The sequence below is a fragment of the Olleya sp. NP1-10 genome, from assembly GCF_055804415.1.
This window is the reverse complement of record NZ_CM147840.1, coordinates 2,489,765-2,511,891: the sequence shown is the minus strand read 5'-3', so window position 1 is coordinate 2,511,891 and position 22,127 is coordinate 2,489,765. Positions and strand designations below refer to the sequence as shown.

22 protein-coding genes are annotated in these 22,127 nt (G+C 31.8%); 17 read left to right on the top strand and 5 right to left on the bottom strand.

Going from position 1 to position 22,127, the window contains the following annotated elements:
• The first annotated feature begins 2 nt into the window (after positions 1 to 2).
• Positions 3 to 1,385, top strand: a complete 1,383-nt coding sequence (locus AC0L4B_RS11795; RefSeq protein ID WP_473437082.1) for a TolC family protein — start codon at positions 3 to 5, stop codon at positions 1,383 to 1,385.
• Here AC0L4B_RS11795 and AC0L4B_RS11790 read toward each other — a convergent pair.
• Together AC0L4B_RS11790 and AC0L4B_RS11785 are read right to left on the bottom strand one after the other, a co-directional pair.
• Positions 1,382 to 2,146, bottom strand: coding sequence for a hypothetical protein (locus tag AC0L4B_RS11790; protein WP_473437081.1), 765 nt, complete (start codon positions 2,144 to 2,146; stop codon positions 1,382 to 1,384). The two genes, AC0L4B_RS11795 and AC0L4B_RS11790, sit on opposite strands and share 4 nt — an antisense overlap.
• A gap of 63 nt (positions 2,147 to 2,209) precedes the next feature.
• Positions 2,210 to 4,129 (bottom strand): alpha-ketoacid dehydrogenase subunit alpha/beta, encoded by a 1,920-nt coding sequence (locus AC0L4B_RS11785; protein ID WP_473437080.1) that lies wholly within the window; start codon positions 4,127 to 4,129, stop codon positions 2,210 to 2,212.
• 210 nt (positions 4,130 to 4,339) lie between these two features.
• On the opposite strand from AC0L4B_RS11785, the gene AC0L4B_RS11780 reads away from it, so the two are divergent.
• From AC0L4B_RS11780 to AC0L4B_RS11760, 5 genes are all read left to right on the top strand, one after another.
• The gene (locus tag AC0L4B_RS11780; RefSeq protein WP_473437079.1) at positions 4,340 to 5,287 is read left to right on the top strand and encodes an isopenicillin N synthase family dioxygenase; all 948 of its coding nucleotides are present in this window, start codon (positions 4,340 to 4,342) and stop codon (positions 5,285 to 5,287) included.
• 82 nt (positions 5,288 to 5,369) lie between these two features.
• The gene (locus AC0L4B_RS11775; RefSeq protein ID WP_473437078.1) at positions 5,370 to 5,696 is read left to right on the top strand and encodes a translation initiation factor; all 327 of its coding nucleotides are present in this window, start codon (positions 5,370 to 5,372) and stop codon (positions 5,694 to 5,696) included.
• Positions 5,697 to 5,698: 2 nt separating this feature from the next.
• Positions 5,699 to 6,628 carry a DUF1835 domain-containing protein gene (locus AC0L4B_RS11770; RefSeq protein WP_473437077.1) on the top strand — a complete coding sequence of 310 codons (930 nt, stop codon included), beginning with the start codon at positions 5,699 to 5,701 and terminating at the stop codon, positions 6,626 to 6,628.
• Positions 6,628 to 7,494: a nucleoside phosphorylase gene (locus AC0L4B_RS11765; protein WP_473437076.1), complete on the top strand. Its 867-nt coding sequence runs from the start codon at positions 6,628 to 6,630 to the stop codon at positions 7,492 to 7,494. Before AC0L4B_RS11770 ends, AC0L4B_RS11765 begins: the two co-directional genes overlap by 1 nt.
• A gap of 4 nt (positions 7,495 to 7,498) precedes the next feature.
• A complete protein-coding gene (locus AC0L4B_RS11760) occupies positions 7,499 to 8,353 on the top strand; it encodes a substrate-binding domain-containing protein (protein WP_473437075.1) in 855 nt (284 codons plus the stop codon).
• A gap of 77 nt (positions 8,354 to 8,430) precedes the next feature.
• Here the strand turns inward: AC0L4B_RS11760 and AC0L4B_RS11755 are convergent, their stop codons facing one another.
• On the bottom strand, positions 8,431 to 10,278 hold the full coding sequence (locus tag AC0L4B_RS11755; protein ID WP_473437074.1) for a polysaccharide lyase family 7 protein: 1,848 nt from the start codon (positions 10,276 to 10,278) through the stop codon (positions 8,431 to 8,433).
• Between the two features lie 249 nt (positions 10,279 to 10,527).
• Complete coding sequence (gene ung, locus AC0L4B_RS11750) at positions 10,528 to 11,193, bottom strand: uracil-DNA glycosylase (protein ID WP_473437073.1); 666 nt, start codon at positions 11,191 to 11,193, stop codon at positions 10,528 to 10,530.
• A 101-nt stretch (positions 11,194 to 11,294) separates the two neighbouring features.
• Between ung and AC0L4B_RS11745 the strand changes: the two genes are divergently transcribed.
• The 10 genes from AC0L4B_RS11745 to AC0L4B_RS11700 all read left to right on the top strand — a co-directional run bounded on the left by AC0L4B_RS11745 (position 11,295) and on the right by AC0L4B_RS11700 (position 20,125).
• Positions 11,295 to 12,788 carry a YfcC family protein gene (locus AC0L4B_RS11745; RefSeq protein ID WP_473437072.1) on the top strand — a complete coding sequence of 498 codons (1,494 nt, stop codon included), beginning with the start codon at positions 11,295 to 11,297 and terminating at the stop codon, positions 12,786 to 12,788.
• Between the two features lie 7 nt (positions 12,789 to 12,795).
• The gene (locus AC0L4B_RS11740) at positions 12,796 to 13,317 is read left to right on the top strand and encodes a hypothetical protein (RefSeq protein ID WP_473437071.1); all 522 of its coding nucleotides are present in this window, start codon (positions 12,796 to 12,798) and stop codon (positions 13,315 to 13,317) included.
• A gap of 164 nt (positions 13,318 to 13,481) precedes the next feature.
• Positions 13,482 to 14,387 (top strand): DUF6438 domain-containing protein, encoded by a 906-nt coding sequence (locus AC0L4B_RS11735; protein ID WP_473437070.1) that lies wholly within the window; start codon positions 13,482 to 13,484, stop codon positions 14,385 to 14,387.
• Positions 14,388 to 14,478: 91 nt separating this feature from the next.
• Entirely contained in the window at positions 14,479 to 15,042 is a 564-nt protein-coding gene (locus AC0L4B_RS11730; protein ID WP_473437069.1) for a hypothetical protein, read from the top strand.
• Positions 15,043 to 15,271: 229 nt separating this feature from the next.
• Positions 15,272 to 16,123: a glycosyltransferase gene (locus AC0L4B_RS11725; protein WP_473439440.1), complete on the top strand. Its 852-nt coding sequence runs from the start codon at positions 15,272 to 15,274 to the stop codon at positions 16,121 to 16,123.
• A gap of 136 nt (positions 16,124 to 16,259) precedes the next feature.
• Positions 16,260 to 16,775, top strand: coding sequence for a hypothetical protein (locus AC0L4B_RS11720; RefSeq protein ID WP_473437068.1), 516 nt, complete (start codon positions 16,260 to 16,262; stop codon positions 16,773 to 16,775).
• Between the two features lie 188 nt (positions 16,776 to 16,963).
• A complete protein-coding gene (locus AC0L4B_RS11715) occupies positions 16,964 to 17,449 on the top strand; it encodes a hypothetical protein (RefSeq protein ID WP_473437067.1) in 486 nt (161 codons plus the stop codon).
• 245 nt (positions 17,450 to 17,694) lie between these two features.
• On the top strand, positions 17,695 to 18,021 hold the full coding sequence (locus tag AC0L4B_RS11710) for a hypothetical protein (protein WP_473437066.1): 327 nt from the start codon (positions 17,695 to 17,697) through the stop codon (positions 18,019 to 18,021).
• A 620-nt stretch (positions 18,022 to 18,641) separates the two neighbouring features.
• Positions 18,642 to 19,148: a hypothetical protein gene (locus AC0L4B_RS11705; RefSeq protein WP_473437065.1), complete on the top strand. Its 507-nt coding sequence runs from the start codon at positions 18,642 to 18,644 to the stop codon at positions 19,146 to 19,148.
• A gap of 203 nt (positions 19,149 to 19,351) precedes the next feature.
• Entirely contained in the window at positions 19,352 to 20,125 is a 774-nt protein-coding gene (locus AC0L4B_RS11700; protein ID WP_473437064.1) for a restriction endonuclease, read from the top strand.
• 46 nt (positions 20,126 to 20,171) lie between these two features.
• On the opposite strand, the gene AC0L4B_RS11695 is transcribed toward AC0L4B_RS11700, so the two are convergent.
• On the bottom strand, positions 20,172 to 21,143 hold the full coding sequence (locus tag AC0L4B_RS11695) for an IS110 family RNA-guided transposase (RefSeq protein WP_473436607.1): 972 nt from the start codon (positions 21,141 to 21,143) through the stop codon (positions 20,172 to 20,174).
• A 413-nt stretch (positions 21,144 to 21,556) separates the two neighbouring features.
• Here AC0L4B_RS11695 and AC0L4B_RS11690 point away from each other — a divergent pair, with 413 nt between their 5' ends.
• Positions 21,557 to 22,114 (top strand): T9SS type B sorting domain-containing protein, encoded by a 558-nt coding sequence (locus tag AC0L4B_RS11690; protein WP_473437063.1) that lies wholly within the window; start codon positions 21,557 to 21,559, stop codon positions 22,112 to 22,114.
• The last annotated feature ends 13 nt before the right edge of the window (positions 22,115 to 22,127 follow it).

Below are 22,127 nucleotides of genomic sequence, written 5' to 3'. Positions count from 1 at the left end.
ATATGAAAAAACTATTTTATTATATTTTACTGTGGTGTCCAATACTAGTATCAGCACAACAAATAGACAGCCTTAGTTACACCGAGTTTTTAAGCTATGTCAAACAAAACCATCCAGTAGTTAGACAAGCAAATTTAAAGTTAGCCACAGGTGAAGCAACACTTTTAAAAGCTAGAGGAAGTTTTGATCCCAAAATTGAAGGGACTTTTAATGAGAAGGACTATAAAAACACCGAATATTTTGAGCGTTTAAAAACCACTTTCAAAATTCCTACTTGGTATGGTATTCAGCTAAAAGCCAATTATGAAGAGAATACAGGTTACTATCTAAACCCAGAATATACAGTGCCAGATGATGGTTTATTTAGTGCAGGTATTGGCTTTTCGTTAGGTCAAGGTTTGTTAATCAATCAACGTATGGCTGATGTTAAAAAAGCGAAAATTTATCAAAAGCAAACTAAAGCGGAACGCGACTTAATGGTAAACCAAGTGCTTTATGATGCTTCTGTAGCGTATTTTAACTGGTTGCAAGCTTATAAAGAAGCTACAATTTACAAACGTTTTTTAGACAATGCTAATATTCGTTTTAATGGTGTAAAATCAAGCGTTTTAGCAGGTGACAAAGCTGGTATAGATAGTTTAGAAGCTGGTATAACATTCAAAAATAGAGCATTACAATTGGAGCAAGCCAAAGTAGATCTTTTAAAGTCCAAATTAGAAGCCTCTAATTTTATTTGGCTAAAAAATACACCAGTTGAAATTACAGACAACATAAAACCCATAGTTATTTTAAATGAAGAAATTGATAATCAATTAGCCTTAGATAACACTTTGGAATACGATAATAATAACCATCCAAAATTACTTGCCTTGCAAAGTAAAATTGACGGTTTAAACATTGACCGAAGATTAAAAGCTAATAAATTACTACCTGTTATTGATGCTGAATATAATTTTTTAACCGAAACTCCAGATGTTTCAAATTCTTTTAATGCTGGAAACTACAAAGCGAGAATAAATGTCTCTTTTCCTTTATTTTTAAGAAAAGAACGTGGTGACTTAAAAATTAGTAAAATTAAGATTTCTGATGCTGAGTTTGATTATTCGGATAATAAGCTTCAAATTAAAAATAAAATTGAAGCATTAACTAAACAGCTTGAATCTTATACTATCCAAAACCAAATGATTACAGATATTGTAAACGATTACAACACGATGCTACAAGCAGAAGAACGTAAATTTAGTTTTGGAGAAAGCTCAGTATTTTTAATCAATAGCAGAGAAAATAAGCTGATAGACGCTCAAGTAAAAGCCATTACTTTAGAAAACAAATTGTTAGCCACAAAAGCTAAGCTATTTAATAGTTTAGGAATTGTACCTAATTAATCGTCGTTTTTAGGATTAGGATCTGCTTCAGATTTATCTTCTGATTGTGATTTAAGTTTAAGACCAGAATCTTTTTCTTTAACAACCACAATTGAGGCTTTAACACCTGTAGCAAGATTCCATTGATTTGATACTATAACATTACCAAGCTCATCTAACACTTGGAATTCTGCTGTGTTTGGACCAGAAGTTCCTTGGTTTAATGCCTGAAAGTCTATTTTATTAATTCCCTCATCTAATGGTAGTAATAAACCATTAAACCCTGACGTCAAGGTTACGCTAGACACCATAATATCTTCGTTAACATATACTCTTATTGCATCTCCATCAGGATATTGATGATCTCTGTATATAATATTCACTGCTTTAGCTGTAGTCTTATATTCTCCTAAAAACTGATTAACTAAGCTTCCGTTGTTAGACTTTTCGTCATCTTCCTTAAATTTAAGTTGACGTTTTAATTGTCCAGCATACAATTCGGCTGGATTCCTAAAGTTATTATCCTCTTCGTACACTGAAAATTTAGGTCTTGGCTTTGCAACTGTTTTAACGTCTTTTGGCGCTATAACTTCGTTATTGCTATCTTCATCAGGTTTAATGTCTATGGCTTCAGGAGCAGGATCTATAATTAATTCTGGGTCATCTTCAGGATCATCACTCTCAATAGCAGGTATGGCAAACCCATTATTTTCGCTATCAATTTGAGCAAAGCTTACCGTTGATATTGTTAGTAGAATAAAAAAAGAAATGTAAAATTTCATGTTATTACTTTATGTTATTTGTCGAAAATAAACCAAAAATCATACCTAAATGCTAAAAAAATATTAATACTGTAATAATTTCAACAATTCACCTTCAAATTTATCTCTAGACAAGTACTGATCTTCTAATTGGTTAATAAACGGTATTGGCGTATCTAAACTAGCAACACGCTTTACAGGCGCATCTAAATACTTGAAACAATGCTCCATTATTAATGCTGAAATATCACTCGCAATTCCGCCAAACAAAGAATCTTCTTGTAAAATAATAGCTTTACCTGTTTTTTTAACCGACTTATATATCGTATCAGTGTCTAAAGGCTGTAATGATCTTAAATCTATGACATCTGCATTAATATTTGGATGTTTATCTAAAGTATTTAAAGCCCAATGCACAGCTGCTCCATAAGCTATAATCGTAATATCCTCTCCTGTTTTTAAAGTCGCTGCTTGACCAAACGGAATGGTATAATAGTCTGTAGGCACATCTTGTCTTATACTTCTGTATAGGGCTTTATGCTCGAAAAACAACACTGGATTAGGGTCGTTAATAGCTGTTGCTAACAAGCCTTTTGCATCATAAGGAAATGCAGGATAGACGACTTTTAAACCTGGTGTTTTAGTAAACCAAGCTTCGTTAGTTTGGCTATGAAAAGGGCCTGCTGCTACTCCTGCTCCACATGGCATTCTTAAAACAACATCCGCATTTTGATTCCATCGGTAATGAGATTTTGCTAAATAATTAACCACAGGATTAAAACCTGAAGTTACAAAATCACTAAACTGAAGTTCGACGACACTCTTTATTCCAGCAACACTTAATCCCATTGCTGTCTCGATTATTGCAGATTCGCAAATTGGTGTATTACGCACTCGGTCTTTTCCAAACCGTTTAACAAATCCATCTGTGATTTTAAAAACACCACCATATTCCGCTACATCCTGACCCATTATAATTAAGTCGTCATGTTTTTCCATGGATTGCTTTAATCCTTCTGCTATAGCATCAACTAGACGTTGTTCTGTCTTTATAGAGTGTTCTTTAAATTCTTTGTAATCAAACGATCGATAGACGTCATTTAACTCGTTAGCTTCAGTTGAAACGATTGGTTTTTCCGCGTAAGCGATATCTAAATTATCATTAATTTCTTGAATAATTTCAACTTTAAATTGGGTTACTTCTCCAGCGGTTAAAAGCCCTTCGTCTTTTAAAAATTGCTCATAATTATCAATCGGATCTTTTGCAGACCATTGATCCATTAATGCTTGAGGTACATATTTTGTTCCGCTAGCCTCTTCATGACCACGCATTCTAAAAGTCTTAAATTCGATTAAAACTGGACGCGGATTTTCTCTTACACTTTTAGCCAACTGGTCCATTGTGTTATACACTTCAAGTATATTATTACCATCAATAATGTGGCTTTCCATACCATAACCCAAAGCTCTGTCTGCTAAATCCTTACAATTATATTGCTCATTAGTTGGCGTTGATAATCCATAACCGTTATTTTCAATACAAAACAATACTGGTAATTGCCAGACTGAAGCTACGTTTAAGGCCTCATGTATGTCGCCTTCACTTGTACCTCCTTCTCCAGTAAATACAGTAGTGACTTGTTTTTTATCTTTTAATTTTGAAGCTAACGCAATACCATCTGCCACACCAAATTGTGGTCCAAGATGACTAATCATCCCTACAATATTAAACTCTTGTGTTCCAAAATGAAAACTACGATCACGACCTTTTGTAAATCCGTTAGCTTTACCTTGCCACTGTGAAAATAAACGATGTAAAGGGATTTTTCTGGTGGTAAACACACCTAAGTTTCTATGCATTGGTAAAATGTATTCATCCTTAAGCATAGCAGACGTAACACCTACAGATATAGCCTCTTGACCTATTCCAGAAAACCATTTACTAATTTTACCTTGTCGTAGTAATATTAGCATCTTCTCCTCTATTAATCTGGGCTTTAACATGCGTTTATACAATTGTACAAGCGTTGCTTTATCTAAGTTTTTTTATCAAAAGTCATTTTGGTTTTTATGGTTGGTGTTGTTTTTAGTTAGTGTTTATCAAATATAGAATTTTTGTTATAAACAAGATGTACACCATTAAAATAATTAAGACTACCTTTTTACCAATGTTTTCGCTACATTTGTATATATTAGTATTATAATTTAATAAACATGAATAGCATACCTAGCGTTAATTTAAAAGATTTTATATCTGGAGATCCTGTTAAAAAACAACAATTTGTGGATCACATTGGAAAGGCTTATGAAGAAATAGGTTTTGTAGCCCTAAAAGGGCATTTACTTGACGAATCTTTAGTTGATAATTTATATGAAGAGATTAAGAATTTTTTCTCTTTACCACTAGAAACTAAGCATAAATACGAAATCCCTGGTATTGGTGGTCAACGTGGTTATGTGTCTTTTGGAAAAGAAAGTGCTAAAGGAAAAAAAGAAGGTGATTTAAAAGAGTTTTGGCATTTTGGTCAATATGTTGAAGATGATGAAGCACGTGCCAAAGAATACCCTCAAAACGTTACCGTTAATGAATTAGCTAAGTTTAACCAAGTAGGTAAACAAGCGTATCAAAAGTTAGAAGAAACTGCTAAATATGTATTACGTGCTTTAGCCTTACATTTAGACTTAGAAGAAACTTATTTTGATAATTATATCCATAACGGAAATTCTATTTTAAGACCAATTCATTATCCACCAATCACGCAAGAGCCTGATAATGCTGTACGAGCTGCTGCACATGGTGACATTAACTTAATTACATTGTTAATGGGTGCTCAAGGACGTGGATTACAAGTCCAAAACCATAAAGGCGAATGGATTGATGCTATTGCAGAACCAGACGAATTAATGATTAATGTTGGAGATATGTTGTCTAGACATACCAACAATAAATTAAAATCAACGATACACAGAGTGATCAATCCACCAAGAGAACTTTGGGGAACTTCACGCTACTCTATACCATTTTTCATGCATCCAATTAGCGAAATGAAATTGGATGTTTTAGATAGTTGTATTGATGACAATAATCCTAAACAGTTTGACGACATTACCGCTGGAGCGTTTTTAGATGAACGTTTAAGAGAACTTGGATTAAAAAAGTAGTACTTACTTAGTATAAAGCCTTAATAATTTGTTTAAAAAGCAATTATTAAGGCTATTTACTTATTCCTAAACATTTAATAGCATGGATTTAAAAGATCAACTTAAAAACCTTTTTCCAGAACACGTCCCTGAAACTGTTGAAAAACAAGATACTAAAAGCGATATCTGGTTACAAGACGATCCCATTATTTGTAAATACGAAAAGCGTAAAGGTAAGCCTATTACTATTCTCGAAGGTTATACAGGTGCTACCGAAGATTTTAAACTATTAGCCAAATCACTGAAACAAAAGTTGAGTGTTGGAGGTAGCTTTAAAGACGATAAAATTATAATCCAAGGTGATTATCGTGACCAAATAATGACCATCTTAAAAGACAAAGGCTTTAATGTGAAACGTGTTGGTGGATAATTATGAACACTAATATATTGCATATTACTAATGGTTCTAGCCTTACAGATTTTTTAGAAAAGATAAATATTTCTGGAGATTTTCTGACCTGGAGAGAAATGTTATGCGAAGGTCCAACCGTTAAAAACATTGATACACCAGAGTTTTTCAAATTAAGACAAAGGTTTTTAGAACACACCTACGATGTAGACTATGACCTTGATTTAGCAAAAAAAGACATTGCTAAACTTGACGATGTTAGTCCATACACAGAGATAGTGCTTTGGTTTGAATATGATTTATTTTGCCACATTAATTTAATTGCTGTTATCAGTCTAATTAAACAAAAAGGCATTGCATTACCACTATATTTGGTATGTAGTGGTCGTGTTGCTGGCGAGAAAGAATTAAAAGGTTTAGCACAACTAAGCCCACAACAATTATTAGAGCATTACGATACTAAAGTTAAACTAAACGTAGATGATATTGCTACAGCCCAAAAAGCTTGGCGAATTTATTGCGAAAATGACCACAACCTTTTTAAAGAACTTATTGTTAGACCATCAAACTTTAAATATCTAAGCAACTGTTTAAAAGCGCATTTAAGACGTTTTCCTGATACCAGAAGTGGTTTAAACACACTAGAATACAATATTCTAACATTAATAAAAGAACACAACATAACCTCTAAAAACCACTTATTAGGCTATTGTTTACATTATCAAGGGTATTATGGATATAGCGATTTACAATTAGAACGCATGATTGATAGATTGGCTATTTTTTATACTGAAACTGAAGATACACTAACCCTAAGCAGAGATGGCTTTTTGGCTATTGAAAACCAAAAGACCTTTTTTAAATCTATTGACATAGATTTTTCCTTTGGAGGCGTCAATAAAAAAGACTTCCAATACAATAAAAAAGAAAATAAATTAATACAAACCATTTAATGGCTATACAAGATTCCGAATTAATTTTAAATCCTGATGGTAGTGTTTATCATCTTAATTTATTACCAGAACACATCGCAGACACCATCATAACTGTTGGTGATCCAGATCGTGTACCAGGTGTTACAAAATACTTTGACTCAGTAGAGTTTACAACTCATAAAAGAGAGTTTCATACTCAAACAGGTATATATAAAGGTAAACGTATGACTGTTATATCAACAGGAATTGGAACCGATAATATTGACATTGTTTTTAACGAGCTAGATGCATTAGTAAACATAGACTTAAAAACAAGAACCATCAACAAAACACATAAATCGCTAGACATTATCAGAATAGGTACTTCAGGATCTATACAAAAAGAAATTCCTGTAGACAGTTTTGTTATTAGCGAAAAAGCTTGCGGTTTTGACAGTTTACTTCATTTTTACAATAGTAAACACATACAACAAACAGACGTGTCTGATGCCTTAATAAAGCACACCAATTGGTCTGAGGATAAATCAAAACCTTATGTGGTCACTGCAGATAAAGATTTAATGTCCAAACTAACATCTAATCAAACCATTAAAGGATTTACAGCAACAAACGTTGGATTTTACGGACCACAAGGACGTATTTTAAGATTACCTATTCAAGACGACGATTTAAACAATAAGTTAGGAAGCTTTAATTACAACGACCAACCTATTACAAATCTAGAAATGGAAACTGCAGGAATTTATGGTTTAGCTGGATTACTAGGGCATCGTGCTGTCTCTATGAATGCTATTATAGCCAATCGTGCTACAGGACAATTTAGCAAAGACCCTAAAAAAGTGGTAGAAAACCTAATACAGTATACGTTAGATAAATTAGTATAATAACATGAAGCAAATTAACATTGGTGGTGTACCAGAACATTTTAACCTAGCTTGGTATTTAGGTTTAAAAAATGGCGAATATAAAGCAGAAGATATCAACTTACGTTGGAAAGACTATTTTGGTGGTACAGGTGCCATGTGTAAAGGTTTAAGAGATGGGGACATTGATATGGCTGTCATTTTAACCGAAGGTATTGTTAAAGATATTATTGCTGGAAATAAATGTAAAATTGTTCAGGTTTTTGTTGAAACACCTTTAATTTGGGGTATTCATGTTGCAGAACAATCTAAATACAATAGCATTGAAGCATTAAAAGGAACAAAAGCTGCAATTAGTAGATATGGTTCTGGATCACACTTAATGGCTTATATTAATGCTGAAAATAATGGTTGGGATATTAAAAAGGACTTAGACTTTGAGGTTATAAAAAACCTTGATGGTGCAGTTGAAGGCTTAACAGAAGGGAAAGCTGACTATTTTATGTGGGAAAAATTCACCACCAAACCTTTAGTGGATAACGGGACATTTAGACGTATTGGTAATTGTCCTTCACCTTGGCCTTGTTTTGTAATTGCTGTAAGAGAAGACTTTTTAAAAACGAATAAAGAAGACGTCAAAACCATTTTAAATATTGTTAATAACACAACATCAGAATTTAAAGACATACCAAGTATAGATCGTATGATTGCCAATCGTTATGAGCAAGAACTAGAAGATGTACAAGAATGGTTAAGCTTAACTGAATGGTCTCAAGAAAACATCTCAAAACAAACCATTAAAAAAGTTCAAGATGAGTTATTTGCATTAAACATTATTCCAGAAAAATGGGATTACAAAGATTTTATTGAAGAAATATAGCTCTTATAATTTCAATAAGGCATAAAAAAGAGGCAGAATGTTTTAAACATTCTGCCTCTAATTATTTCAATCAGATATTAATTATGTGATTTTTCTAATTTATAAAACGTGACTTGCTCATAGTCCGAGCTACTACTTACAGATTTATTTCCAGAATACAAACCTGCTTTAAAATACATCCAATCGTTAGCAAAACCACTATTACTCATATTAAAGGTTTTAGAGGCTATATTGCTACCGCTTGCATTGTAAATAGTAACATACAATGTATTTGCAACAACTTCTATTTTATAAGAAAACTCTTCGTTAAGACCAATACCATTAGAAGGGCTACCAGCTCCAGTATAGTCTCCTGCTCCACTTCCTGTTTCTTCTACATAGTTTCCTATCATATTTTCAAAGACTTCATCACCACCACTTGGTTCGTGAGCAAAATATATAGCACCTTTACTATGTCCAGGTTGTTTGTGGTAGTATAATCTAATTGGTTCATCACCACTAGCGTGAATTTGTCCAATTATAATTCTACCCACTTGAGATGTACTTCCAGAGGTTGTTGTCACACGGTTAACCTTTAAAGTAGCCTCCATAACACCATCTACTCCACCAGCATTATTTTGGTTACTAGAATTTGAAGAGCTAAACACCCAATTATTTCCATTTATACCAGATGTAGAAATACTAGTATTTGTACCACGTAACATTTCTCTAAGTTCCACTCTAGAATAGGTAGAATTAGTAGTTGTACCTGCTCCTAAAGGATAGTTTTTAAATACCATTCCTCCATCAGATGCTGTGTAAAATTGATTACTAAGTTCGAATTCATTATTTAATTCCGAAACAGACTTTTCACTTCCAGAAGATAAAGTGATTTTCCATGTAGACAAATCAAAATTTTCCGAAGGTGCTTTACTAGGATCTAAATTACCAGAACCACCAGTTTCGCTACCATCAGCAGCAAATACTTGTACCTCTGCTAAAGACAATGGATTTGTATCTTTTAATTTAACTCTAACTCTTGATCCTAAAACACCACCTGTACTTATAGTTATAGAAGGATTTGGTGTTGCCGTAATTGTTGTTTTATACACCTGTACACCTGCTGCATTGTACACAAACACATCAAAATTGCTTAATCTGTCTGCACAACAATCGGTTCTGTTCCAGATTTTAATATCTCCAATATTGTAGTTTTGTCCTAACTGTACTTGCCACCAAGGACGATAAGTACTATTAGTATGCGTCACACTAGCTTGACCCCAAACTCCAGAAGTATTTCCATCAACAGCTCTGCTAGCAACACCACTATTACTTGTAGAAGATTGCGTAGCAGACTTATTTAAAGCTAAGTTTGTACTATTTGTACTAACATTAACTGGAGTAATTTTTATCCAGTTAATATTCCAACCACCTCCTGTAGCTAATAATTTAAGTGTACTGTTACCAGAGCTTAAATTAACCGTTTTAGAGGTTGTTGTCCAATTTTGCCAACCACCTGTACTAGCTTTATTAACATTGGATAATTTTGTATTGCCTTGGTAGAAGTCCATTTTAGAATTATTTGATTTAGAAGCTACCCTAAATTCAAATTTGTAACTACCAGAAGCTGGTACATTAAGCTCATATTCTAAATAATCACCCGAATCTATCCAGCCTACATTTTGACCTCCTCCAGAGTCGCTAGTAGTCTCTGTCTGTATACCACTCATGCTGTCATAATTTTCTGCCTGAATTGTAACACTATTATTGCTAGAAACTGTGGTCCTTGATGCACTGTTACCGAGTTCGGTTTTAGCATTACTGTCTTGCTCAGTATTCGTCTCGAGTGCTTCTTCGGAGCAACTAACAAAAATGAGTAATGCTAAAAGTAACACACTACTTAAATGCTTTTTTCTACTAATTAATACTTTGATTTGTTTTTTCATCTTGGTTGATTTAAAAAATTAATAATTTTGGTTATTAGATTGGTTATCCAATCTGGTAAACCAATTTAACTTAAAAAAATATACAAATCAATTATTTTGTGTTAAAAAAATAAATAAAACACAATAAAACACATTCTATTTTAAGAATATTTAGGTTTAAAGATTATAAGCTTCAGAAAAAAGAAAGAAGTGTATTAAAACTCTGAAAAACATTTTAGAGCCTATTTATACATCTCTGTTTTAAATAAATTACCAATTAATACTATCGTAGCCATTTTTTAATAATAATTGGTTTGTTTGACTAAAATGTCTGTTGCCAAACCAATACCCACGATTGGCACTTAAAGGTGAAGGATGACCAGAAGTTAATATGTGGTGTTTTGTAGCATCAATTAATTTTGCCTTTTTCTTAGCAAATCCTCCCCAAAGTAAAAACACCACATTGTCCTTTTGATCACTAATAGTTTTGATTACAGCATCTGTAAAGGTCTCCCAACCCTGTTTTTGATGGCTACCAGCTTCGTGCGCTCTAACCGTTAAGGTGGCGTTTAATAAAAAGACCCCTTGTTTTGACCAGGATTCTAAATTTCCGCTTGACGGATACTTTTTATGTAAGTCTGTTTCTAACTCTTTAAAAATATTGACTAATGATGGTGGATGTTTTTCATTGTCATTAACACTAAAACATAATCCGTTTGCTTGGTTGTAATTGTGGTAAGGATCTTGACCAATTATTACTACTTTTAAATGGTTTAAAGGACAAGTATTAAATGCATTAAAAATTAAATTTTCTGGTGGAAAGCATGTATTGTCCTCATATTCTTTATTCACATAAGCTTCTAGAGTTTTAAAATAAGAGGCCTCAAATTCGGGTTGTAAAAAAGGCTTCCAGCTGTGGTGTATATTGACGTTCATAACTTTTGATTGATGTGCTTTTACTTAGGCACAAAATAATACTATCTTTATAGCTATTAAAATTACCAGCTTAATATTTATCTATAATTGTAACTTAATTCATGAAACCTATCAAATTTCCTTCTGCTCAAACCATTTTACTTATAATAGCTGGACTTGTCACGTTATTAACCTGGTTAGTTCCTGCTGGTAAATACCAAACCTTAAGTTATAATAAAGATTCTAATTTGTTTACCCAAATTGGATTAGAAAAAACAACAACATTACCTGCTACACAGCAAACATTACAGGCTTTAAATATTAAAATTCCGTTAGACAAATTTACCAATGGAGACATTTACAAACCTATTAATATTCCTAATACGTATCAAGAATTAGAAGCCAGACCACAAGGGTTTTACGACTTTGTAAAATCTCCTGTCAAAGGTATTATTGAAGCTGCAGATATTATTTTTCTAGTATTAATTATTGGAGGGTTAATAGGTATTATTAACAGTACAGGAGCTTTTGATGCTGGTATTAGCTGGTTAGCTAACGCATTAAAAGGACGCGAATTTATTTTAATTATACTTGTGACCACCTTAGTCGCTGCAGGAGGAACTACTTTTGGTTTTGCTGAAGAGACTATAGCCTTCTTCCCTATTTTAATTCCGGTGTTTTTAGCAGCCAAATACGATGCTATGGTTGGTATAGCATGTATCTTTTTAGGAAGCTCAATTGGTACAATGTGCTCTACCATTAATCCATTTAGCACTATTATTGCTAGTGATGCTGCTGGAATAAGCTGGACAACTGGACTTTGGGGACGTGTATTTATGTTAATTGCCTGTTTGACAATTGCATTAATCTACATTATTAGATACGGTAAACGCGTACAAAAAGACCCTACGCAATCCATTATCTACGACCAGCAACAGCAAATTGTTGCTTTATTTACACAATCCAATACTAAAATAGTACAGTTTACGACACGCTTACGTATATCGTTAGTCATTTTTGCACTTTGCTTTATTATTATGATTTACGGTGTAGTAGCACTTGAGTGGTGGTTTGTAGAAATGACTGCAACCTTTTTGGTTGGAGCCATATTAATAGGTTTTATTGCTAAAATTAAAGAAACCGACTTTATAGACACTTTTGTTAAAGGTGCTGGAGATTTACTAGGTGTGGCCTTAATTATTGGTATTGCACGTGGTGTAACCGTTATTATGGCAGATGGTTTAATTAGTGACACCTTATTACATTATGCAAGCGCATTAACCACTGGAATGAACAAAGGTGTTTTTGCTAGTGCTATGACAGCAATTTATGCAGGATTATCCTTTTTTATACCAAGTAGTTCTGGTATGGCAGTGCTAACCATGCCAATCATGTCGCCTTTAGCAGATAGTGTTGGCGTAGGTAGAGAAATTGTTGTAAATGCCTACCAATATGGCTTGGGCTTATTTTATTTTATTAATCCAACAGGATTAATATTAGCATCATTAGCTGTTGTTAAAGTTGGTTTTGATAAATGGCTAAAATTTATCATGCCTTTATTTATAGTGCTTATTGTTTTTACTTTAATTGTCATGACTGTATCTAGTTATATGTAATATAATTATGGAATACCTTTGGCAAATTGCATCAATACTAATAGCACTAATTATTTTTATAATTGAAATAGTTAACAAGTTTCAATCAAAAAAAGCAAACAAAAAACGACTACAGTTATTTAAACGTTTTAAACAGGTTACATTAGTATTAGATCACATAAAAATAGACGGACTACATTGGCAAGAAAACAGGCCAGTAGATATATATGACAACCAATTAGACCCAAACGGTTCTAAATTTAATAAACAAGCACATTTAGGAGGATATCACAAACAAAAAAACCTAACTAAATTTAAAAGTACATTACAAATACCAATCCATTATTTAGGTCAAGAGTATACCTACAATACACAATTACCTGTAGAGCATACTATACTTAGAATGAAATTTTACCAACAAAAAACCTTACCAATTTACATCTATCCTACTTCATCAACAACAGTTGAGTTTGCTTTAGACTTTACTTGTTTAAATCTACCCAATGTAGGCCTAATGACAACACCTATTTATAATATAAAAAATACGTAGTTGTACGTATTTTTTATATAATTACATTATTGTAATTTAGCGTTTAATAATGCAACTATAATAAAATGAAACTTATTTGATATGAGTTACTAAAAGTTGTCATAACGGGAAATATAACCCCAAAAACAACTATATTAGTTGTTATATAACTAGTTGCCAGTAATATGAAAAACACAATCGTCATAGGAATTTTGTTACTAAATTTAAGCTTAATGTTTGGACAAACTATTGACGAACTGAATACCAATAAGAAAGTTTCTAAATTTTTAGAAAAGAATATTAATAAGAAATACACTTTCAAAGAAGTATTTGACAAAGAGGTTGAGGCAGACGAAGAAGATTTTGAATACTTTGTAAAGAAAATTGATTTAGACAATAATGGTTTTACAGACTTGGTTGTAAATGCATATGTACCTTTAATTATTGTTCTTAACAATGGAGATAAAAATTACAAAGAACTAAATTACAGAAACACAAAGTTCTTTTCTGACATCGAACCTGAATTAGACTCAATCGCAGAAATTGGAAATGAAAAAGTATTGATTTTCGAAACAGAAATCCGAGAATTTGATGACACAGAATATTCGAATACAATAATTAAAAAATCCGAGTTTAGAAATAAAAATATGAAATACAAAATTGACAGTTTAACTGTGAAATTTGGTGAGCTTGTAGAATATCGGAATATTAAAACTAAACTTGATAAAATCAAAGAAGTTTATTTCTCAACAACAGGATGTTATGGAACTTGCCCAATCTTTGAAATGAAATTATCATCTGATGGAACATTAAACTACAATGGTAAACGATTTACCAATCATTCTGGATTAAAAACGATTAGACTGAATCAAACCGATTATGATAATTTAGTTGGATTGATTGAGTATGCGCAACTGAAAAAATTGGAAAATTCTTATTCTGTAAATTGGACTGACGACCAAACTGGAATATTAAAAGTAATTTACGAAAATGGAGAAGTCAAGGAAATACAAGATTATGGTTTGCAGGGAACAACAAATTTGAAAGCGATTTATAAAAAATTGTTTGAAATAAATAAAAACGTGAAATAAATACTACTGGCAACAACGTGTATAGCTCATTGCTGTTCAGTTGCTTAAACCAAAGTTAAGGCGTGTTTGGAAAGTCTCCAAATTTTTAAATTTGACGATTTCCAACAAAAAGATAAATAGTAAAATTCAAAAATCTGGCTTGTGGCTAAACCGAAAATTAATCGCTAATTTACACGCAACGAGCCATACACCAGACCGTTATGTGCAAACTGAAATGAGGAACTTTAAACTAACATTTGGATTTATTTTTTTAAGCATTCTATGTTTTAATCAAGCATTCGGACAAAATGCAAAACCGAAAGCGGATTGGGACAAATTAATCGTTGGAAAGTGGGTTAAAATAATAAATAAAACTAAAGACGGAAAAGAGTATTTCGGATTGAAATGCAAGGACACTATTCAGTACTTCCAAAATGGAAATTATAAATCGGAACAATGCGTTTGGAATGAAACTGGAAAATGGAAATTTTCTGAAAATAATGATTTAATTATACATTACGATATTGACAACGAATATTGGAAAAAAGAACTCGGAACTGATGACTTGGGCGAAAGTCACGGAACAATATTATCATTAACCGAAACTGAATTAGTGACAATAATTTACGCCGAAATGGAAGGAGAGATTCGCTGTTATTATAAAAGAATTAAATAAAAGTCAGCACATAACACCGTATAAAAATAATTACGGTTTAGTGCTAAAAAAAGGTAGTTGCGTGTTTGCTACATCTGATTTTCCTTCGGAAAATCCTCGCATACAAACCCGCAACTATTCTTATACATAAACGTTGTAAACCATACCCAAATACACCGCCAATGACATTAATAAGTCGATTAGTCTTCTTCAAAGATGAAAAGAAGACGGAAAAAAATCGTCTGAACGAATTACAAAAAACGAAATTTCAATTGTAATTCCAGTTAAAGACAACCAAAAAGGAATTGATAATTATTTAACCAAATTTTTTGAAACTCACTCGAAAACTGACTTTCCAAAAGAGATAATAATTGTCGATAATAATTCAAGTCAAGCGATTGAATTAAAATCTGAATATCTGAATTTAGACTTACCGATTGAATTAATTTTGTGCCGAAAAATTGGACCAGCTTCTGCGCGAAATAAAGGAGCGAAAATTGCAAAAGGAAAATGGTTGCTTTTTAACGATAGCGATTGTATTCCTACAAAATCAATTTTGAAAGGCTATCTAAATGCTGATAATAATTCTGTTGCTTATGCTGGAAATATAAAATCATTGGATAATAACAAACTTTCTAAATATTACGAGAGTCAAGAAATATTAATTCCATTAAAAACTTACAATGAAAATGGCGACTTCGTTCCACAATATTTAATTACTGCCAATTCGCTGATTTGGAAAAAAGCATTTAATGAAATTGGTGGATTCAACGAGAAAATAGCAATTGCAGGTGGAGAAGATGTCGATTTAGGTTTACGACTTTCGGAAATCGGAAATTTATCTTACGCTTTTGATAGTGTTGCAGTCCACGATTTTTCAGATGGTATTATTGGTTTTTATAAGAGGTTTAAAAGATATGGAGAGGGAAATCGAATTGTTGAGGAACTATGGAAAACTGATTTAAGACCTACTCTATTCAGACCAAATGAAAGGAATTTAGCGAATGAGATTTTTGCCAAATTTCAGTATATTGGATTAAGAATTGGATATAGGAAAGCGGACAAAAAAGTAAGAAAGTACGGTTTACAACACCGTGTATAATTCATTGCTAGTTATAGCTTACTTACGAAAGTCCTCGCGGACTTTCTATCTGTGATTTATTTGCTAACTTTAGTGCTTAAACACGCAACGAAATCATACACAATCACGTTGCCACACATTCTGATTAAAATACGTTATGAAAATAAAAGTCAAAGGAACAGATAAAATATTAACGATAAGTCCAACCGAATGGGCGAGGATTGAGAAATTAGGAACTACAAACGAATATGAAATAATTGAGAGAAATACTGTTTGGGGAGTTCCATTAGATGATAAAGGAAATATTATAAGAGAAAAACAAGAGTTTGAAAAAGACCATTGGGATAATTTAATGGCTTTAGGTTCAAAGGCTCGATGGAAAAGAGCTGAAAACGATATTTTAAAAGTTAAGAAAAGTGAAATAAAATCAGAAAATATTGAGTCTGATAAATTTATTTTAGAGCCTTTAAAAATAGCAGATTTACAAATTGAATTGACACAAGCCCAAATTGACGAAAGTAAAGCGCAGAAAAAATTCATAGAATTACAAACGGTTGATTTAAAACGAAAATATATATATTTTATAATTGGAATCATATTAGGGAATTTAGGTACAGTATTATTATGGATTCAATGGCTATCCCGAGAAGTACCACCAACCAATATTCCTTAATGATTAAAAAAAACGATGTGGCAACAATGTATAACCAAAATTGCTTAATTTTTGTAAATAGTGTATTTTTCATTTCTAATTTTATTAATTTTAAACATCTGAAAATTGCGGTTTCAAACCCGCAACTTTCGTTATACTAAACCGTTGGCAACAATATTAACGAACATCTAAACACACAAGAAAAATAAATGGGAATATTTAACTTTTCGAAAAAAGAAGAGCTTAATTACACGGATTTTAATACGATGATGATTGATAATGTTTATCTAATTAAAATACCTCAAGAATGGCATAAATACGAAAGCGACCGATTTAGAGCACGCACGAAAAATAAAAAAATCGACTTTTCAATAACCAATTACGGAAAGGAGATTTCCACACCTGACAATTTTGGAATCGAAGATTTGAAAAACCAATTCTTACCTTTATTTGACAAGTTTGTTAACGAAGGTGGTTACGTCTCAAATAAAGATTTAGAAATTGGAGAAAATTTTATTTATCAATCTTTTAAAGTAGGAAAGGAAACTCAATATTATTATTACACAAGTAGAGTAATAAAAAATGATTTAAGAGTTGTGATTGCGTTAATAATTAGACAAATCGGAAAATTGGAACCGAAACATTCTGAATTAATAAAAAATATAGGGAAAAGTATAACCCATAAAATAGCATAAAATACAGTTGCCAACAACGTTTATAAAAAAATGCTAAATTAGTGCTTAAATAAAATGTGTTGCGTTTTTGTTACGTCTGATTTTCCTGCGGAAAATCCTCGCATACAAAAACGCATCTTTTCATACACAAACACGTTGGCAACAATGTGAGCGAACGGAATCTGAAATTAAAAAATTGAAATTGACAACGGAGTAAATAAAAATACTTTGAATTGATAAGCGAACCGCAGAATTGAAAGCATAAAATGACAATAACAGAATTAATAAATTACTTCAGAAATAATGGAAATAAGTATGATTTTTTTGAAAACAATTCTCTTGACCCAGAATCTGAAGTTATAGAAATTTATATGCAAGAACCTTTAGGAATCGAAAACGAAATAAAACTGTTTGAAATTGAAAGAACTGGAGGAAATCTAACATATATTCACGAAAACATCGAATATCAAAATATTATTGACTTTTACTACTTTACGGACTTTATAGAAGAAAGTAAAATTGGAAAAAACAAAGATTTGACTGACCAGAAACTCGCTGAAATATTTCTGAATTATTGTATAAATGATGCATAATGGAAAAAACACTGTTGCCAACACCGTGTATATTTAATTGCTTTTTTATTCTCTACTTGCGAATATTCCTGCGGAATATTCACGGGTTCGTAAATCTTTATTAACTTAGTTGCTTAACCACGCAACTAACCATACACAAACACGTTAGCTTTAATGCGTGATCAAGTTTGTGGAATTGAAAAAAGGCTAGTTTATTTTTCGGTTTTTTTTGAGTTTTAAGGATAAAAAAACGAAAAAAAGATATTGCTGAATTTTGAAAAATATACTGAATTCTGACTCAAACTCTGAATTGAATAGTATTTGACTTTTTTAATCTGTTTGTGGAATTGAAAACTGAATTAAAACTCGGATTTTAACTCAAGCGGAATTTAGCAAGTTGCGGAATTAATTACTCGAAATCTTAATTAAATACTATCGAATTTCATCAAATTTGGGTAATAAAAAAATACCGAATTTTAAAAGCACTAAAAGCTAACACTGTATAAAATTAATTGCTTATTTTAGATCAATCAAAAGGTAATTGCTTTTTTGACTACTGCTGATTTTCCTACGGAAAATAAGCCTCGTCCAAAAGCAACTAATCTTATACAAACACGTTGGCAAACATTAACGAAACGCATATGAACAGAATAATTTTAACTATAGTTTTTACTTTATTTTTTACAAATATCTATTCTCAAGATACTTATTTGAAATTACCATTTACGAAAAGCAATTGTCCAACGTTCATTATTGATAAAGATATTATTGCGAATGAAAGTGCTATCGGAACGACAAAAGAATTGATTGCTGAAATAAGTGTTCTGAAACACAAACCAAATCGGAAAGAGCATAAATTCTTCAATCTGACTGAAAACGGAATTATTTTTGTCAGTTTAAAGAAAAAAACTGCTTTTAAAACACAATCTGAACTGAATGAATTTTTCGGAATTGAAAAAAATAACAAAATTTATGTAAATGGATACTTAATAGAAAATTCTGATTACAAAATTGCGACTGAATGTATTATGGAAATTGAATTGGTGGAACCTGATTCTGAAAACAAACTTGAACATAAAGCAATTAACGTTTGGACTCTGACAAAAGAACAAAGAATTAATGGTTGTGAAATACAGAACGTGAATTAAAATAACGATTTGCCAACAACGTATAAAATTAATTGCGGTTTTTGGCTTAATCAAAGGTCGTTGTGTGTTTGTTACGTCTGAATTTCCTTCGGAAATTCCTCGCATACAAACCCGCAACTAATCTTATACAAAACCGTTAGGCGTAATTACGGAAACGAACTCTAATCCTAATTAAAGAATAAGAGAAACTTATTGAAATATAAATGATAACCAAAGAAAAAACAACCGATTGGAAAGACCTACAAAATAAAGTTGAAGAAGTTCTCAAAAACTGTGGTTTCAATGTTGAAATTGAAAAAACTCTTCAAACAGTTAGAGGAACAGTTGAAGTTGACGTTTATGCAGAAGAAAACATCAATGGTCGTAAATACTCTATAATTTGTGAATGCAAAAGATGGAATTCAGATATTCCACAGGAAAAAATATATGCATTGAGAAGTGTTTTAGAGGATAGTGGTTGCAATAAAGGATACTTTATTACGACAAGTCGCTATCAAAATGGAGCAAAACAAACAGCAGAATCTACAAATATTGTATTACTTAATTGGGACGAGTTCCAATTGGAATTTTTAAAATCGTGGTACGAAAATTACTTTGAAAATAAATTATATGTCAGCACTCGTAATATCAATAAATGTGATTTAGATGAATATTTTGTTAGTTGGATTGACACTTTGAAACGTGACATAAAAAGTGAAATTCTGGCTACAAGGAATGTTGTTCAAGAAATTGAATCAGTTATAAGTTCTTTCGGTTTTAAGGCAAATAAAATGATAAATCAAAACGCAAATTTACCTGCATTACCATTGAATGAAAATTATTACAAAGAACACCTTGAAGAATGGGAACAACCTTTATTGCCTAAAGAGTTAATTGAAGAAAAATATTATATAGAATTTTTAAATAAATTAGTCGCTTTCACTGATGAAAGTGTAAACAAATATTTAGAAATGAAAAATAAATACTATAAAGAATAAAACTACGCCTAACAAAGTACTGTGGTAAAAAACAAGTAAAAACTCATTAATTTTTTAATAAAGTACTTCTGTAATTATTATCATAACTTAGTCCTGATTTTGCTATTGCAAAAGCCTGTTTTAATAGTTTGTTACAAACCGCTATTAATGCTAATTTTTTACTCTTCCCTTTGGCTACTAATCGATCGTATATTGCTTTGCAAGCATGGTTATATTTACAAGCATTAAAACTGCACATAAATAATAAATTTCGAAGCTTTTGATTCCCTATTTTACTAATTCGCGGACGTCCTTTTACACTACTTCCACTTTGACGGATCACTGGTGTTAAACCTGCGTAACTACACAATTCACTTCCGCTTGTAAAACGATCAAATCCATCGGTTAAAACCACTAGCATTAATGATGTTTTGGGACCAATTCCTGGAATACTTTTTAAGCGTGTTAAAACATCTTGATGCACTTCTTTTACTAAAACTAACAATTTATCTTCTATCATTTTTAGCTCTTTCTGAACTTGTTTTAAACTGCGTTTTAAAGAGCTAACTACTACTTTACTTGGATTGCCTAAAACAGCTTCGCCATGTAGTTTATTTTTTAACATTGTGCTTTGTTTTGTATACACACCAAGGAGTCTGGTCATTTGAAGACATTCTAATTGATGCTTTGAGTTGCCTTTCCAAAGCTTTAATTTTACATCTTTGGCATATTCACAAATCAACTTTGAGTCACTTTTATCTGTCTTTATTTTAGACAACTTCATTTGTATAAATCGTTTTACGGCTAAGGGATTTTCTACCGAAACTTTAATCCCTTCTTCTTGTAAAAAATAAGCTAATTGGTAATGATAATAACCCGTAGCTTCCATTACACAATGACTATTAAAATCTAACAGTTTTGTAAACTTTTTAAAGCCCGAAATACTGTTTTTAAATTGGTAATAATTACCATCAGAATCTGTTACATCAAAAACTAAATGACTGATGTCAAGTCCAAAATATTTTATATCTTTATTCATAAGAAAATGTTTTTTGAAAGGACAAGCTACGCGAGTTTCAACGACTTAAAATCGAGGTCTAAAAGCCTCATAGAACTGTACGAAATCTGTGTAGAAACCGAAGCATGAGGTTCGTGAATACTTTTAAAAACAAATAAGAAAAAAGGAACAAAAAGAGAGGGGATTTTCAATGTTGACGAGATCATAGTCTCTGCGTATATATTAACCTTATTCCTCTCTTTTGTACTTTCTGTTTATGTTTCTAATTTAATGAATTACAAACTTAAGACGTATAAAATTTATTGCTGGCTTCTCGCCTACTTACGAAAGTCCTCTCGGACTTTCTTGGTCGGTAATTATTTACTAAATTAGTTGCTTAAACCACGCAACAAACCATATACAAACACGTTACCCACAATTAAACAAAAACTCATATGAAAAAAAGAATCATTATTTTATTTACACTTATCTCATCATTATTTTTGACTTTTAGTTGCAATGACAACAATGATGAACCTGAAACCGAACCTGAATTGGAAACTTTTCTTTGTTGTGGAGAAAACCCATTTGCAAGTTCAAATATTGATGATTTAGACCAAACGTTAGGAGAAATTGAGGCTGTCGGAATGTTTACACCAAATGGAGATGGATATAACGACCATTTTGAAATTCAGAATATAGAATTTTATGAAAATAATATAGTTACAATTTATGATTTAGAAGACAATGTAGTATTTGAAACTCAAAGCTATAACAATATTGACGAAACAGTATTTCCTCAAAATCCATCTGAAAATGCTTTTCTTGGATTAAATCAAGCAGATGGCTCTGAATTAGAATTTGGATCCTATAAATATAAAATAGTAATTGAAAATGAAAGTACATTTTTGGAGTATGGTTATATCTGTTTTGTTAGAGAACCTGAACAAGCAAGCGAAATAAGTATATTTGATTGTATTGAAAGTCCGGTTTTTGACCCAATCCTTCAATAAATAACAGTGGGTA